General features: G+C 39.2%; 16 protein-coding genes and 1 pseudogene. All 17 read left to right on the plus strand.

Annotated elements, in window-relative coordinates; translation table 11 throughout:
• The first annotated feature begins 574 nt into the window (after positions 1 to 574).
• The 17 genes and pseudogenes from G585_RS19625 to G585_RS19630 all read left to right on the plus strand — a co-directional run bounded on the left by G585_RS19625 (position 575) and on the right by G585_RS19630 (position 14623).
• On the plus strand, positions 575 to 739 hold the full coding sequence (locus G585_RS19625) for a hypothetical protein (RefSeq protein WP_196802928.1): 165 nt from the start codon (positions 575 to 577) through the stop codon (positions 737 to 739).
• A 29-nt stretch (positions 740 to 768) separates the two neighbouring features.
• Complete coding sequence (locus G585_RS0115910) at positions 769 to 1341, plus strand: alpha/beta hydrolase (protein WP_022776322.1); 573 nt, start codon at positions 769 to 771, stop codon at positions 1339 to 1341.
• Positions 1342 to 1693: 352 nt separating this feature from the next.
• Positions 1694 to 3337 carry a DNA/RNA helicase domain-containing protein gene (locus G585_RS0115915; protein WP_022776323.1) on the plus strand — a complete coding sequence of 548 codons (1644 nt, stop codon included), beginning with the start codon at positions 1694 to 1696 and terminating at the stop codon, positions 3335 to 3337.
• 6 nt (positions 3338 to 3343) lie between these two features.
• Complete coding sequence (locus G585_RS0115920) at positions 3344 to 3664, plus strand: nucleotide pyrophosphohydrolase (protein WP_022776324.1); 321 nt, start codon at positions 3344 to 3346, stop codon at positions 3662 to 3664.
• Positions 3665 to 3674: 10 nt separating this feature from the next.
• A complete protein-coding gene (locus G585_RS19945) occupies positions 3675 to 4487 on the plus strand; it encodes a hypothetical protein (protein ID WP_242829999.1) in 813 nt (270 codons plus the stop codon).
• 18 nt (positions 4488 to 4505) lie between these two features.
• A pseudogene (locus G585_RS19950) lies at positions 4506 to 4853 on the plus strand (HNH endonuclease domain-containing protein); the annotation flags it as partial.
• 4 nt (positions 4854 to 4857) lie between these two features.
• Entirely contained in the window at positions 4858 to 5445 is a 588-nt protein-coding gene (locus G585_RS0115930; protein ID WP_196802929.1) for a class I SAM-dependent methyltransferase, read from the plus strand.
• A 25-nt stretch (positions 5446 to 5470) separates the two neighbouring features.
• On the plus strand, positions 5471 to 8623 hold the full coding sequence (locus G585_RS0115935) for a DUF3427 domain-containing protein (RefSeq protein ID WP_022776327.1): 3153 nt from the start codon (positions 5471 to 5473) through the stop codon (positions 8621 to 8623).
• Between the two features lie 40 nt (positions 8624 to 8663).
• Complete coding sequence (locus tag G585_RS0115940; RefSeq protein WP_022776328.1) at positions 8664 to 9347, plus strand: hypothetical protein; 684 nt, start codon at positions 8664 to 8666, stop codon at positions 9345 to 9347.
• Positions 9348 to 9507: 160 nt separating this feature from the next.
• Positions 9508 to 10608 carry a macro domain-containing protein gene (locus G585_RS0115950; protein WP_022776330.1) on the plus strand — a complete coding sequence of 367 codons (1101 nt, stop codon included), beginning with the start codon at positions 9508 to 9510 and terminating at the stop codon, positions 10606 to 10608.
• 153 nt (positions 10609 to 10761) lie between these two features.
• Positions 10762 to 11253 carry a hypothetical protein gene (locus G585_RS0115955; protein WP_022776332.1) on the plus strand — a complete coding sequence of 164 codons (492 nt, stop codon included), beginning with the start codon at positions 10762 to 10764 and terminating at the stop codon, positions 11251 to 11253.
• On the plus strand, positions 11244 to 12029 hold the full coding sequence (locus G585_RS0115960; RefSeq protein ID WP_022776333.1) for an ADP-ribosylglycohydrolase family protein: 786 nt from the start codon (positions 11244 to 11246) through the stop codon (positions 12027 to 12029). The genes G585_RS0115955 and G585_RS0115960 overlap by 10 nt, the downstream gene beginning before the upstream one ends.
• 153 nt (positions 12030 to 12182) lie before the next feature.
• Positions 12183 to 12986 carry a cyclophilin-like fold protein gene (locus tag G585_RS19430; protein ID WP_242830001.1) on the plus strand — a complete coding sequence of 268 codons (804 nt, stop codon included), beginning with the start codon at positions 12183 to 12185 and terminating at the stop codon, positions 12984 to 12986.
• A 72-nt stretch (positions 12987 to 13058) separates the two neighbouring features.
• The gene (locus tag G585_RS0115975; protein ID WP_022776334.1) at positions 13059 to 13316 is read left to right on the plus strand and encodes a type II toxin-antitoxin system HicA family toxin; all 258 of its coding nucleotides are present in this window, start codon (positions 13059 to 13061) and stop codon (positions 13314 to 13316) included.
• The gene (locus G585_RS0115980; RefSeq protein ID WP_022776336.1) at positions 13316 to 13663 is read left to right on the plus strand and encodes a type II toxin-antitoxin system HicB family antitoxin; all 348 of its coding nucleotides are present in this window, start codon (positions 13316 to 13318) and stop codon (positions 13661 to 13663) included. The genes G585_RS0115975 and G585_RS0115980 overlap by 1 nt, the downstream gene beginning before the upstream one ends.
• 154 nt (positions 13664 to 13817) lie before the next feature.
• Positions 13818 to 14393, plus strand: a complete 576-nt coding sequence (locus G585_RS0115985; RefSeq protein ID WP_022776337.1) for an SGNH/GDSL hydrolase family protein — start codon at positions 13818 to 13820, stop codon at positions 14391 to 14393.
• Between the two features lie 89 nt (positions 14394 to 14482).
• Positions 14483 to 14623, plus strand: a complete 141-nt coding sequence (locus tag G585_RS19630) for a hypothetical protein (RefSeq protein ID WP_022776338.1) — start codon at positions 14483 to 14485, stop codon at positions 14621 to 14623.
• Positions 14624 to 14896 lie beyond the last annotated feature (273 nt).

The raw sequence follows: 14896 nt of genomic DNA on the forward strand, positions 1-14896 counted from the left end.
GGATAATCTCTTTTGTTTCAGGGTCAACACGGCCTATCAACTTTCTTTTTGACTTAGAACGCTTGAGCTCCGGATCCCAGAATGATTGATTTTCATAGGCATATGTGATTCCGGATCTTTTGTCGGTCTGATATACAATTCCCATAGTTTGCCTCCTTTATCTTTATGTGTATAGCATAACACATAAAGATATTTATTGCAATAAAAAATGCCAAAAAAGCTAGAATTTTTCTGGCTTCTTGGCATTTTTATATGACCGAAAACTCTTTATGTGAAAGATACCATATCTGGGAAAGTGTGAATAGTAACGCAGTCCTTTATTAAGGTGTGATTATAGGACACATAATCGATTAGCATAAAATCACATAAATAGAAAAGAAGATTCTTTAATGAAGGAAGGTGATTTCATGTTTCTTATATGCTGTATGGTTATAGCACTAACACCAGTACTGCTCGGGTTATATGGTGTGTTCCTTGTTCTGAAGATATTTTTTCTATCGGCATTAACAGGAATCGGGTATGTAGGTAGCTGTTCGGCGCTTTTGATAATGCAGTTGTTCAAGAGAAAATAAAGGTGACAAGAATGCTGGTTGATAAAGAGATTGCTGGGGATATTGTTGAAAGTGGCGGGCACAGTATTAGCACTGTTTCTTACAATTGCAGTGCTACTGCAAGAGTTGATTCAACAGCTACTCAACAAGATCGGCAATCAGGAAAAGAAATTGAAACAAATAGATAAGAGCAAATAGAGAAAGCGAGAATAATCATATGTTCAATTATCCAATAGAAATAGATAAACGAATTGGTATTATTCCAGGTAATGATATCTGTATTTTTATTGTAACAGGTAGAGGCGGAAGTATTTATGGATATGAGAATAAATACGTATCTCTGTCAGCTGAACTAAGTAAGCATTATGGCTACACGATATGTGTGGTGGCATCTCCGAAAGAAGGCCCTTTAGATCTAATTGAAAATATGAAATTATGTAGAAATGCCAATATCAACTTTACAGAAGTAAGATATATTGGCGTTTCCTATGGAGCATTAGTAGGAGCACAGCAAGGGTGGCAGATTCCACAAATCAGTAAAATGTTACTTATAAATGGTCCGCTTATGATCAATTGGCATAAAACAAAACTAGGAGCAGAGAAGTTTCAAGGAAAAGAGATAATGTTTGTATATGGAGAAAAAGATCCCTCTTATAAGTATTTTGAATTGCTGAAAAACATTGACTCAAGTGTTGCCAGTTTGTACTCAGTTGGCGATGCAGATCACCATTTTTCCGGAATGGAAGATAAAGAAATGGAACTGATTAACTATTTTGTTTCTAGGGTATAAATGGATATTGCACAGGAACAAAGAACTCTTATGACTTCAAAACTCAGGGCACAGATAAAAGAAAGATGATAAAGCCGCTATGCTTCATATTTTAGGAAACATAGCGGCATTGTTTTAGGGAGGACCCTTCGGTTTTTTACCGAAGGGGTGTGTTATGAAAAAGTATTATTTTGTTTGGGTCAAGAAGTTGTGTTCTTCTTGATGGTTTTATATTATGACTTGAACTTTAACTGAAATTAAAAATGTTGTAAAAGAATTATGAAGCAAAGACAAGCACAACTGCTAAGAAATATTAAAAAATGTAGTATACTGATTGTAGCTGTTTTAGACAATACCTGCTTGGAGCGACTATATGATGGATACTGCTAAGGATAATCTTTATATAATTACAAATCGAAAATTCCCCAGTGATAATTATGGGAATGATGATTATCTAAATAACTGGCCAATGCTGTATATTCTGGAGAATGAAAAAAAGGTATACATCGGCGAGTCTACGAATGTTGCCGAAAGAATGAAGCAGCATTATAACAATCAGGAAAAACGTGAGTTTAATCAGGTTCATTTTATATATTCTGACAGATTTAATCAGTCTGTTACTTTTGACTATGAGTCCAAACTTATTCAGTTTGTATCTGCAGATGGTAAGTTCATAATCACAAATAAAAATGATGGTATTGCCAATAAGAATTATTTTAGAAAACCTGATTATGACGATACCTTTGAAGAGTTATGGAATGAACTCAGGTCATTCAATCTCGCTGAGCATACTCTTGAGTATATAAAAAATAGCGAGTTCTACAAGTATTCACCATTTAAAGAACTAAATAAAGATCAGAAGCAGTTAGCGGATGACATTATTTATGAGATACGTTCAGGTAAAAAGCTTCCAATTGTTGTGGAGGGACGCCCCGGCACCGGCAAGACGATTGTAGCAGTTTATCTTATGAAGTATTTAAGGGACTATCAGGATGAAAAGACTCATGAATATCCGTTCCGTAGTATGAAGATGGGACTTATCATCCCTCAGACATCACTGCGAGCAACCTTGAGAGGTCTTTTCAAAAAGATTGAAGGTTTGGCTTCAAAGGATGTTATAGGTGCATCTGATGCTGTGAAAGAGGGTTCCTGGGATATACTGTTTGTAGATGAGGCACAGAAGCTCCAGGTAAGGCGCAGCATCGTGGGGTATCAGGCTTACGATAACAATAATAAAAAACTTGGACTTCCAAGTGATGCTACAGAGCTTGATTGGGTTCTTAAAATTGCGAAGACGCCTGTGTTCTTCTTTGATCCTGACCAGTTATCCGGACCGTCAGGCACAACGATTGAAGTTTTTGAGAATAAGGTCAAACTTGAGCTTGGCAGGAGAAATCGTATCGGTGCATATGTGGCCCATTTCCTTAAGATGCAGATGCGCGTAAAGGGCGGAGAAGAATACATAAACTATGTAAATGATATTCTTCATGATGTTGATGTTCCCAGAAAGACTTTTGCTGACTATGATTTCAAAATCTTTACTGATTTTGGAAGCTTTAATAGAGAATTATATGCAAAAGAAAAAGACATGAAACTCTGTAGAATGCTGGCAGGGTACGCATGGGAATGGAAGACCAAGAATGATAAAACTGCTTATGATATCGAGATTGACGGAGTCAGCAAGAGATGGAATCACTGCCTTAATAACTGGATAAACAGTGATGGAGCTCTTGATGAAGTGGGATGCATTCATACCAGTGCAGGATATGACCTTAATTATGCATTTGTTATTCTGGGAAAAGACATTAAATATGATGATGTTCGTCACAAGATATATGTTGATAGATCAAGATATTTTGATAAACGTGGAAAGCAGTCCGCGACGGATGAAGAACTTGATCTATACATCAGAAATATCTATTACGTTCTCATGACAAGGGGAATCAGGGGAACATATCTGTATGTGTGTGATGAAAAACTTCGTGAGCATTTCATGAAATATGTGGAAAGGTTTTGAGGGATTATGAGCTTTAGTGATGTAAAAAGAGAGGTTGTAAAGTTTACTGAAGACAGAAACTGGGATCAATTTCATACACCAGAAAATCTGGCAAAGAGCATCTCCATAGAAGCAGCGGAACTTCTGGAATGCTTCCAGTGGAGCCCTGATTATGATAAAGAAGCTGCCACAGAAGAACTTGCAGATATTATGAATTACTGCATCCTTATGGCAGACAAAATGGGAATTGATATTGAGGATGCCATCATGAATAAAATCAGGAAAAACGCCGAGAAGTACCCGGTTGAAAAGAGCTATGGGAACAGTAAAAAGTATACGGAGTTATAAATAATAACTTATGAGTGATGAAGTATATTCAAATGGAATTGAATACAGTCTGAAGGTAGACCGTAAGTACTACAATTCACTGGATATAGAAGGATTTTCTTTGATGATGAAGGATCCTTCTTATTGCTATAAGTTTTACTGGCTCGAAGCTATAGTAAAGCTTGTATCGGAAGGCATAAGAGAGACTACTTTTGATGAAGTGATTAATGAAATGATAGCTAATGCCTGGTATTCGGTGCGTGAATATCATATTCATTTAAGCGGAATGCAATTGGATGGTCAGGTGAGAGATGGTCTTGAGAGAGCAGTAATAAAGCTTGCTGAGCTTAGTGGCCTTCCATCAAGTGCTTCTAAGGTCGAGATTAAGAATGCTATAAAAGAGCATGACAAGATTTTGAAAGAAGCAAAAGAGCAACTTACCAATATGGTTCCATACCGTGCTCTTGCAGGATTTTTTTCCAGATCTAAAGAGAATGCTGATTGGGGAAGTATAAAGAGAATCACTGCGTATATCGAAAGAGTAAATCGGGATGTAGTTCTTTTACCTTATACTCTTGGCTCATCAAGTAAGCTAAAAAAGGAAATTCATTTTGAGCCTGCCTGGATGGAAATGATTCAGGATAATACCGTGGCTATCCTTGGTTGGATACAGTATGAAAAGGTGAGATGGCTTCAAAACAACAATCCAGAGGTTCCGGGGCTTGTATATAAGCTGGCACCTATGGATGAAAAAATGCGTAAGCTTGGTTTTGTGCATAAGCTTTGGGATGGAATATTGGAGCAGAATGAAATTCATGATGTCTTTACTGACGAAGTCATATAGCCTGGAAAATATGATGTTGATCATTTTATTCCGTGGTCATTTGTTATGAATGATGAATTGTGGAACTTGATGCCGATGGACTCTTCACTGAACTCTTCTAAAAGCAATAAACTTCCTAAGTGGGATCCATTCTTTATTAAATTTGCTGAGAATCAGTATCTGTTATACTCAATGATTCATGAAAAAGAAGGCGTTCATAAGTTGTTTGAGTCATGCTTACGTGACAACCTTCATTCTATATGGGCTGGGCAAGAACTGTATCGTAAAGGAAATTCTAAGGAGGAGTTCTTTGGAATCCTTGAGAAAAATATGCATCCGGTCTATGATTCTGCCAAAAGACAGGGCTATGAGGTTTGGAACTGGTGAAATTATGATAGATAAAAATATTGATTATTATAATAAAAACGCGGACAGCTTTTTTGAAGGATCAGTTAAAGCTGATATGTCTGAGGTAAGACAGCGTTTCCTTAAATATATTCCTGATGGTGGGAAAATTCTTGATGCCGGATGCGGGAGTGGTAGAGACAGCAAGGAATTCCTTGATGCCGGATATGATGTGGTTTCTTTTGATGCATCTGAGGAGATGTGTAAAAGGGCATCAAAGTATATAGGCAAAGAGGTCATGAACCTCAGATTTGAGGATATCTCTTTTAACGAGGAATTCGATGGAATATGGGCCTGTGCAACACTCTTACATGTTCCGATGGATGAGCTTCCTGCGATGATGAAAAAGTTACATAATGCTTTGAAAGAAAATGGCGCGCTTTATGCTTCTTTCAAATATGGCGAAGGAACAACATTCAGAGGTGAGAGAAAGTTTAGTGACTTTACTGAAAAAAGCGTAATACCTTTATTTGAGGCTGCAGGTTTTGAAATTGTGAGTAATATTGTTGGATCAGACTCAAGACCCGGGAGAGAGTCTGAAAAATGGGTTAATGTTATCGGAATTGCTCGATGATCATGTGTGGAATGAGGATTTTGGCATGTTAAAACCTGGATTATATGAACAAGTAATAAATAGCCTGCTTAATCAGGAGCTTTCTTCTAAGCAGGATGAGCTTAAGTATACAGAAAAAATAGATTCAGCAGAGGCATCAGGCATACTCACGCGATATCTTTCAGAGGTAATACAAAAGAGTCTTGATAGTGTATCTGATTCTGATGAACTGGAATCCAAGGTTGCGCTTGTAAATAAAGTGGTAGAGCTGCTTTCAAAGGAAACACAGCAAGAGGATATTCAGAACTTTACTGTGGATGAGAAAGCAGAGCAGCTTTTGGCACTTCTTTCCGAATCTGATCCAATGTACAAAATTGGAAAACGCAAGGCAAAGGATATTGTACGACCTGAAACTTCCGTTGCACAGAGTAGCTTATTTACTGGTGCTGTGCATGAGCCGCAGATGTACCTTGAGCTGAAAAAAGAGATGGAAACCGCAGATAGGATTGATATGTTGGTTTCCTTTATTAAGTGGAGTGGTCTAAGACTTTTGATAGATGAGCTTCGCAAGTTTACCGATAGAGGTGGAAAGCTTAGGATTATTACAACATCTTATATGGGGGCTACAGATATCAAGGCGGTTGATGAACTTCGTAAGCTCCAGAATACCGAAGTTCGCATTTCATACGATACTAAGAGAACAAGGCTTCATGCTAAAGCATATGTTTTCTATCGCGATACATCTTTTACCACTGCATATATAGGCTCTTCCAATATGTCAAACGTCGCTATGTCAAGCGGCCTTGAATGGAACATAAAGGCTACAGCCAAGGACATGGGTCCAACTATTAGGAAAATCGAGGCAACTTTTGAGAGTTATTGGAACAGCAACACTTTTGAGAAATATACAGAAGGTAGTCACGATAAGCTTAAGCATGCTTTGAAGGCAGAAAAGTACAGTTCTGATGGAGATAAATATCAGTACATTGTGGATGTAAATCCTTATCCTTATCAGCAGCAAATACTTGATAAGATAAGTGCTGAGAGGGAAATCCGCGGCAGGTATAAGAACCTTATAGTAGCGGCAACCGGAACAGGTAAAACTGTGATTGCAGCTCTTGATTATAGAAGATTTTGCAAGGCTAATCCTGATCGAAAGAACAGGATTCTATTTGTTGCACATAGAGAAGAAATCTTAAGGCAGAGCCTGGCTACTTTTAGAGCAGTTCTTAAAGATCCCAACTTTGGAGATCTCTATGTGGGGAACAATAAGCCTGAGAGCCTGGATTATCTCTTTGTTTCAATTCAGACAGTGGCTTCCCAGAAACTTTATGAGATTCTGCCAGAAGATTATTATGACTATATAGTTGTTGATGAATTCCATCATGCGGCAGCGCCTACATATCAGGGACTGATCAATTCTTTCAAACCACGTGTATTGCTGGGGCTTACAGCGACTCCGGAACGTATGGATGGAAAGAGCATCCTTGATTATTTCGATGGCCATATTGCAGCAGAGATAAGGCTTCCGGAGGCTATAGACAGGAAGCTCCTTTGCCCGTTCCAGTACTTTGGAGTATCTGATGAAATTGATCTATCAAATGTCAGATGGGTCAGAGGTGGATATGACAAGGCTGAGCTGAACAATCTTTACTCTCTTAACAGAGAAGTTGCTGTTCGCAGATCCAATCACATTGTTAACTCTATATATAAATATGTTACAGACATGAATTCAGTTCATGGATTGGGATTTTGTGTGTCTGTTGAGCATGCTAATTTCATGGCTGATCAGTTCAATGAAAAAGGGATACCTTCTATATCTTTGACAGCTGATTCCTCAGATCAGGAGAGAAATACAGCCAAGAACAGGCTTGTAAACGGCGAGCTAAAGTTTATTTTTGTTGTTGATCTGTATAACGAAGGGGTGGATATCCCGGAGGTTGATACAGTTCTTTTCCTTCGTCCGACAGAGTCTCTGACTATCTTTTTACAGCAGCTTGGAAGAGGCCTTCGTTTGGCTCAGGGAAAAGAGTGTCTTACAGTACTGGATTTTATTGGGCAGGCCAATAAGAAATATAACTTTGAAGAGAAATTTGCAGCTCTTTTGTCTAATACGGAGCATAGCGTTCAGTATGAGATGAAGAAGGGCTTTGTTGCTCTTCCTAAAGGTTGTTACATTCAGCTTGAGGAGAAAGCGCGAGATATAATACTGGCTAACATAAAGAAATCTTTTGGCGACAGGATGGGATTGATAACCCGAATAGAGAGCTTTACAGAAGACAGTGGGCAGGAACTTACGCTTGCGAACTTTATCAGATATTACAGGTTAAAACTCGGAACTATTTATGCCAAGTATTCTTTTACCAGATTATGCGCTGATGCGAGGGTTATACCGGGCTTTGAAGAGCCGTTGGAAGAGACTATCACTAAAGCCTTTTCAAGGATTATTGCTATCGATTCCAGAAGATGGATACAGTTTTTGCTGAGAGTTCTGCCTCAATTGGAGACTATTGATATTGATGCATTGTCTCCGTTGGAAAAGAGAATGATGCAGATGTTCTATGTAACTATTTGGCAGGAAACAGCAGAAAACTGGGATGATCCTAACGTGAAGAAAAATATTTCAGATCTGGCATCCTGTAAGCTGCTTGTAAAAGAGATAATAGACATTCTTGAGATCAAGTATGATGAGGTTGATATCATAGACAAGCCTGTGGATGTGGGATTTGAATGTCCTTTGGATTTGTATTGTACATATTCGCATGACCAGTTGCTAGTGGCCTTGGACTATTTGACACCTAAAAAAGTATGGGGCGTTGGGGTAAAATGGCTAGAAGAAAAAAATATTGATGTGCTTTTCGTAACGCTTAATAAGTCTGACAAGGATTATTCGCCTACAACAATGTACGAGGATTACTCTATTAACAGCGAGCTTTTCCATTGGCAGAGCCAGAGTACAACTTCGGACACTTCGGTAACAGGAAAACGCTACATAAATCATGTAAAAGAGGGAAGTAAGGTACTTCTTTTTGTAAGGGAGTTCAAGAAGGACAGTGTTGGAACAGCGCCGTATTCATTCCTTGGCACAGCCAATTACCTTAGTCACACCGGCAGCAGGCCGATGAACATCATATGGCGCATGGATAATCCAATCCCGGCTAAGTATTTGAAGAAGACTAATAAACTGGAAGTGGGATGATTGGATAAAGGAAGAAAGCATAGTTGAGGGGGAATGGATAATGGTTGAAAAATACAAAAGGGACATTAGAGATTATTTTCGAACAGGCTGCATATGGTGCAGAATAGGAAAATATGTTTGTTGTCTGGGGCTTATGATAGCTGTGTGTATTATTATTGCATCGTATCGGTACTCCAAAGAAAATAGTTGGTTGCTTTTGGTATTGGGATCATATGCAATAATTACCATATGTGTCGTGGCGCTTTTGGCTCTTAGAGGGAATTTTAGTAAAAGTATTAGCACTATTTCTTTTGCAGGTTTTTTTTGCTGGACTATGTATGTACCTATATGGTCTGTGATTACCTATTCGTGGATACAAATAATTAATGATGGAATAATATGGACGATTTATCAACGTAATATATTAGAGAATATAGAACAGTTTTTGGTACAAATTAAAACAGAGCTCTTATGGTGGTATTTAATAGCTCAGACGATAGCAATAATTGGATGGTTTTCTCATAAATTATTAATACAGAAAGTTGAAGATACCATATCATTGATGAAACTTGATTTTTACTCAACAATAGCAATTTTTCCATTAACAATTATTTGGGTTATCTACAAGTTAGATGATTTTCGATTAGGGTTTGCAATTATTCTAGGAACATTTATGTTTATTCAAATTTTAATTAAAGTAACTCAAATTTATTGCACTGAAAATAAAAGGCAGAAGGAACCTTAAAGCAATCAGTAAAAAAGAGCATTGAAGAATGTACATTGATGAGTGAAGCAGAATTGCTTGGTAAAGCCAAAGAAAATCGCAAAAAGTGTGATCCTGAAGGGAAGACTTATTCTGCATCGGATCTTTTTGTGAGAGTCGAAAAAAGATGGAGTAAGTGGTTATGCCATTTCAAATTATAAGAAACGATATAACTAAAGTAAAAGCAGACGCCATAGTAAACACAGCGAACCCGGATGTTGCGATCGGGGCTGGCGTTGATTCTGCTATATATAAAGCTGCGGGGGAAGAGAAGCTTCTTGCTGCCAGGGGCAAGATTGGACGACTTGATCCTGGAGAAGTGGGAATAACTCCGGCTTTTAATCTTGGTGCGAAATACATCATCCATGCCAGTGGACCATGGTGGGACGGCGGAGATCATGGAGAAGCAGAGCTTTTGAAGGCTTGCTATGACAAATCTCTGGAGCTGGCATATAAGCATAAGTGTAAGTCCATTGCTTTCCCACTACTTGCTACGGGAACCTATGGATTTCCGCAGAAATTAGGAATAGAGATTGCTGTAGATTCTTTTACCAGGTTTTTAACCGAGCATGAGATGGAAATCTTCCTGGTGGTGTTCGGACAGAAGTCTGTAAGGATTTCCGGTGAGTTGGGTGAAGAAGTACGCTGCTACATAGATGATGACTATGTCACGGAGACTCTTGATAAAGAGTACGGATTGGAGCGTCCTCGAGATAGAAGGCGAGAAGAAGCTTCTTTCCATGCTGCAGATTATATAGGTAGTAGCGGCTTTGAGGATATCTCTGATGAGATGGAGGTTGAAGCTGAAGAAGTTCTTGAGGAATATGAGGAACTCGGACCAGAGGATGATATTGGAAGTGCACCCAAGAAGGCAGAGTCTCTTGATGATGCTTTAAAGAGCATGTACACGGATTCTTTTGAAAAGCATCTTCAGCAGCTAATCAACAAGAAAGGGCTAAAGAATTCCGAGGTTTATGCTACAGCGAATATTTCAAAGCAGTATTTTTCCAAGCTGATAAAGGGCCAGGTTAAGCCTTCAAAAGAAAAGGTCCTTGCCTTGGCAGTGGGACTTCGGCTCAACATGGATGAAGCTGTTGATTTCCTGCGTCTCGCTGGATATGCTTTTTCTCCGGTATCCCAGACTGATGTAATCGTAGAGTACTTCATAAGACACCAGGATTACAACGTAATGAAGATTGATATTGTACTCTTTGATTATGGCCTGGATTCGCTTTCAAGTTGATAAAAACGTGCAAGCTGACTTGCACAATTTGTGTTTTTACAAAGGTCTCCTCCGGGTTGACCTTTTTCTTTTGCCAAAAAGGTATTATTACATCAGAACAAAGGAAACAGTCCATTGCAGGGGACTACAGATGTACTGATGGAGGCAAAAGAGATGAGTAAAGGATATACAGAGATTGTTTATATTTTAGATAGATCAGGTTCAATGGGCGGACTTGAGGCAGATACTATTGGAGGTTTCAACGCCATGATGGAGAAGCAGAAAAAGACAGGCGAGAAGGCAGTGGTTTCTACAGTTCTTTTCGATGATGAGTGCGAAGTTATCCATGACAGAGTTCCCATTGAAAAGATTGAGAAGATGGTTAAGAAGCAGCAAAAGAAATATGGCTGGGAGTCCATCTTCATCGGAGCCAATATCGATGCTTATGCTGAGGCTCAGAAGTACGGAATTCGCAAGGACAGGGCTGTTAACTATGTGAGTGATACAATTGGTACGGCTAACGTATACGCAGGAGTTAGCAAGGCAGTATGTTCAGTAATGATGGCAGGTAGTGCTATGGAAGCCGATGAGTGCCTGAGCGAAAGCGGATGGGACGATGAGATCAACAGAGATTATCAGAAGAGAGGCAAGAGTAGATGGCAGTAAAAGGAGCAGTTTTAGGAGATATACTTGGAGCACAGTTTGAGTTTGACAGACCAAAGAATCTTGATTGGAAGAATGTACCTCTGGCTGAGGGCGATGCAATTGGTTTTACAGATGATACAGTCATGACTTTGGCAATTAAGAAGGCACTAAAGATCGGAGCAAATCTTGTTGAGACAATGGTAAATATTGGCCGTGAGTACCCATTTGCCGGATATGGAGGGAGGTTCTTTAACTGGATCAATGGTAATAACCATGAGCCTTATAACAGCTGGGGTAATGGTTCAGCTATGAGAGCTTCCTTCGTGGGCGAGTTCTATGAAGACTACGACGAGATGCAGAAGATGGCTGAAGCAACAGCTGTGGTGTCGCACAACCATCCTGAAGGAATCAAGGGAGCAGTTGTGACAGCAACATGCATCTGGATGGCAAGACATGGTAAGAGCAAGCAGGAAATCTACGATTACGTTCTTGAGCAGTATCCAAAAGAGGATTATGAGTATAGCATTGCTTACAGTCTTGATGAGATCAGACCGCGTTATAAATGGAATGAGAGCTGCCAGGGCTCTGTACCTGCAGCCATGAGATGTTTCTACGAAAGCACTGATTACGAGAGCTTCATACGAAATGTCTTTTCCCTGGAATGCGACTCTGATACTTTCGGAGCTATTGCAGGCGGTGTGGCTGAGGAATTCTATGGTGGCTTCGGTGACGTGGATGCAGATGGACTTCTTAAGAAGTACCTGACTCCGGAGCTTTATGAGATATTGATGATGTAATCTCACATAAACGTAGTACAGGGAGAACAACCAGAACTGGTACTTCGTTGTCTCATATAGCGTCGAAGTACTTTTTTGCATATAATTAGGGGAGTTAAAAGTATATGAAGAAGGTATTGATTTTATTGGGGTAATGACTGAGGAGACCATTAAGTGAAAAGAAGATATTTAGCCCTGGCAATGCTTACACTAGCCATGGTATTGACGGGCTGTGGATCTAAAACTGAATCGGATGTAACAATTATCGGTGGGGCTGATGGCCCGACATCTGTTTTTCTTGCATCAAAGAACGATAAAGACAGCTACACGCAGATTGATCAGGAAACAGCTAAGCTGATGATGAATCTTGATGATGGTCATGTGATTGTGGATGTCAGGCGTCAGGATGAGTTTGATGAAGGGCACATTCCAGGAGCTATATGTATCCCTAATGAAAGCATTACTGATTCTATGCCATCGGAACTTCCTGATCTTGAACAGATAATTCTTGTTTATTGCAGGAGTGGAAGGCGCAGCAAAGAGGCAGCGCAGAAGCTTTTTGATATGGGATATACAAATGTCTTTGAGTTTGGTGGAATTATTGACTGGACTGGAGAGGTTATTAAAGAGGAGGCAAAAGAGACAGCTATGACACTTTCTATTGATGGAAAAGAAATGCCGGTTACATGGGAAGATAATGCTTCGGTAAATGAGCTGAAGGAAATCTGCCCTCTCAAAGTAAACATGTCAATGTATGGCGGCTTTGAGCAGGTTGGATCAATAGGTCAGAGCATAAGCCGGGATGATAAGCAGATCACAACAGAGTTTGGGGATATCGTGCTTTATTCAGGAAATCAGATTGTGGTTTTCTATGGCTCAAATTCCTGGGCATATACTAAGCTTGGGCACATTGATCTATCTGAGGAAGAGCTGACACGGCTTCTTGGTAAAGGTGATGTTGTTTTAGAGATAAAGTAAGTGATAAAAAATTGACACAAGAATTGTATAATGCTAAGATGTAACTAGAAAATAGTTGCAAGGAATTTTATTATGCCTAAGAAGGAAGATTTACTTAGAAAGCTGCTTAGTAAGCCAACTCCGACTAATTTCACGACACGTGAGCTTGATACTCTAATGAAAAAGTGTGGTTGCAAGAAATTTGAAGGAGGCAGAGGATCAGGCATTGGCTATTATCATGAAGAAACCAAGCGTATTGTTCAGTTTGATGGTCCACATCCTGGTAATGAGTTATACCGTTATCAGATAAAGATGATCATCAAATTTTTAGGAGAGGTAGGTGAGATATAATGATCAGCTCTTTAATGGAATACGAAGGATACCATGCTAAGATTGAGTTCGACCAGGAAGATCAGATATTTGTTGGTCATGTTCTTGGGATAAATGATTCTATAAACTTTCATGGCCAGTCTGTACAGGAATTGACAGTGGAATTTCACAATTCTGTGAATAACTATATTGACTATTGTGTTCAGATTGGGAAAGAGCCAGAAAGAGAGTTTAAAGGTTCTTTCAATGTCAGGATCAAACCGGAACAACATAAGAAAGTAGCTCTCCACGCTGCAAATGAGGGGATAACAATTAATCAGTTTGTGTCAAGAGCTATAGATGACGAACTGTCCATGCTAGAAGGATAATTGGATATATATTAGGGATATATACTAGCGAGAAGATATATGAGGTTACGGAACGAAACTGAAAAGTTACGATTCGTAACCTTTACTATTGCAACAATTTCTTTTGTAGAAATCATTAAGTGAGCTAAATTCCATAGTCTAAGGAGACTTGGATATGAAGAAAATATATGCCTTTGGAGATTCAAATACATATGGCTTTGACCCAAGAATGGGTGGTGTTGGGAGATATCCTAAGAATATCAGATGGACCGGTGTGATTGATCTGATGCATGAGTATGAGGTGAATAATCAGGGGTATAATGGCCTTTCGATTCCATACTTGGATAGTTCTATTGCTTCAATTGGCAGAAGCATCAAAGAGTATAGCCCGGATATGATATTGATAATGATCGGCTCAAATGACCTATTGAACATGTCCCCTGCATCCTGTGAAAATGTAGGAATTCGTTTGCGACATTTTCTTTCAACACTATGTGACTGCATTCCGGAGCATGTTCAGCGTATGGTATTAGTGGCACCGCCAAAGATGAGCCTGGGCGATTGGACTGATTCTGTCATTGTCAATGAGTCACATAAGTTTGGGACGGTATATGAAGCTATAGCAAGTGAAAAGGGACTGACATTTCTAAATGCATGTGAGTGGGATCTGCCATTATGCTATGACGGGGTACACCTTACTGAAGAAGCGCATTTGAATTTTGCAGAAAAAATTATTTCTTTCGCTTATTAGAAATTAATAAACTGGCCAGAAGAGTTACAGGCACAGCAAAAGTAACCTTAAAGCAATCAGTAAAAAAGAGCATTGAAGAAGGTGCATTGATGAGTGAGGCAGAATTGCTTGGTAAAGCCAAAGATAATCGCAAAAAGTGCGATCCTAAAGGGAAGACTTATTGGTCAAATGAAAAAGTAAATTCCACTTTACCTATGAAAAATGGTCTCTTTTGCGATTTTGAGGAATGATTTCATAAAATTGTGCTTTGAGACCTCTGAAAAACGTGATAAAATCGGTTCATCGTTTTTGTTTGTTGTATGGCAAACAGACGACTGGAGCAGTTTGAGAAAAATTAAATTCCACTCGTCTCGGGATGATTTTTGATGAAATTTGAGACATAAGTGGTCATCTGTCTGCTTACTATTTTTTATTTATTAATGAGAGCCGGTTTTAACATGACTGAGTCTGGGGAGACTTTTTGCTGTCCTGTTAGAGCCGGTATTCTTTTGTCTAAAAGCAGT

This window comes from Butyrivibrio sp. AE2015 (assembly GCF_000420825.1).
GTDB lineage: Bacteria > Bacillota > Clostridia > Lachnospirales > Lachnospiraceae > Butyrivibrio.

Excerpts from the sequence above, each read along its gene's own strand:
- G585_RS0115975 (WP_022776334.1), top strand. The coding sequence starts at position 13,059 with ATGCCTAAGAAGGAAGATTTACTTAGAAAGCTGCTTAGTAAGCCAACT.
- G585_RS0115955 (WP_022776332.1), top strand. The coding sequence starts at position 10,762 with ATGAGTAAAGGATATACAGAGATTGTTTATATTTTAGATAGATCAGGT.
- G585_RS19630 (WP_022776338.1), top strand. The coding sequence starts at position 14,483 with ATGAGTGAGGCAGAATTGCTTGGTAAAGCCAAAGATAATCGCAAAAAG.
- G585_RS0115940 (WP_022776328.1), top strand. The coding sequence starts at position 8,664 with ATGGTTGAAAAATACAAAAGGGACATTAGAGATTATTTTCGAACAGGC.
- G585_RS0115910 (WP_022776322.1), top strand. The coding sequence starts at position 769 with ATGTTCAATTATCCAATAGAAATAGATAAACGAATTGGTATTATTCCA.
- G585_RS0115935 (WP_022776327.1), top strand. The coding sequence starts at position 5,471 with ATGTTAAAACCTGGATTATATGAACAAGTAATAAATAGCCTGCTTAAT.
- G585_RS19945 (WP_242829999.1), top strand. The coding sequence starts at position 3,675 with ATGAGTGATGAAGTATATTCAAATGGAATTGAATACAGTCTGAAGGTA.
- G585_RS0115915 (WP_022776323.1), top strand. The coding sequence starts at position 1,694 with ATGATGGATACTGCTAAGGATAATCTTTATATAATTACAAATCGAAAA.
- G585_RS0115930 (WP_196802929.1), top strand. The coding sequence starts at position 4,858 with ATGATAGATAAAAATATTGATTATTATAATAAAAACGCGGACAGCTTT.
- G585_RS0115920 (WP_022776324.1), top strand. The coding sequence starts at position 3,344 with ATGAGCTTTAGTGATGTAAAAAGAGAGGTTGTAAAGTTTACTGAAGAC.
- G585_RS0115960 (WP_022776333.1), top strand. The coding sequence starts at position 11,244 with ATGGCAGTAAAAGGAGCAGTTTTAGGAGATATACTTGGAGCACAGTTT.
- G585_RS0115950 (WP_022776330.1), top strand. The coding sequence starts at position 9,508 with ATGCCATTTCAAATTATAAGAAACGATATAACTAAAGTAAAAGCAGAC.
- G585_RS0115980 (WP_022776336.1), top strand. The coding sequence starts at position 13,316 with ATGATCAGCTCTTTAATGGAATACGAAGGATACCATGCTAAGATTGAG.
- G585_RS0115985 (WP_022776337.1), top strand. The coding sequence starts at position 13,818 with ATGAAGAAAATATATGCCTTTGGAGATTCAAATACATATGGCTTTGAC.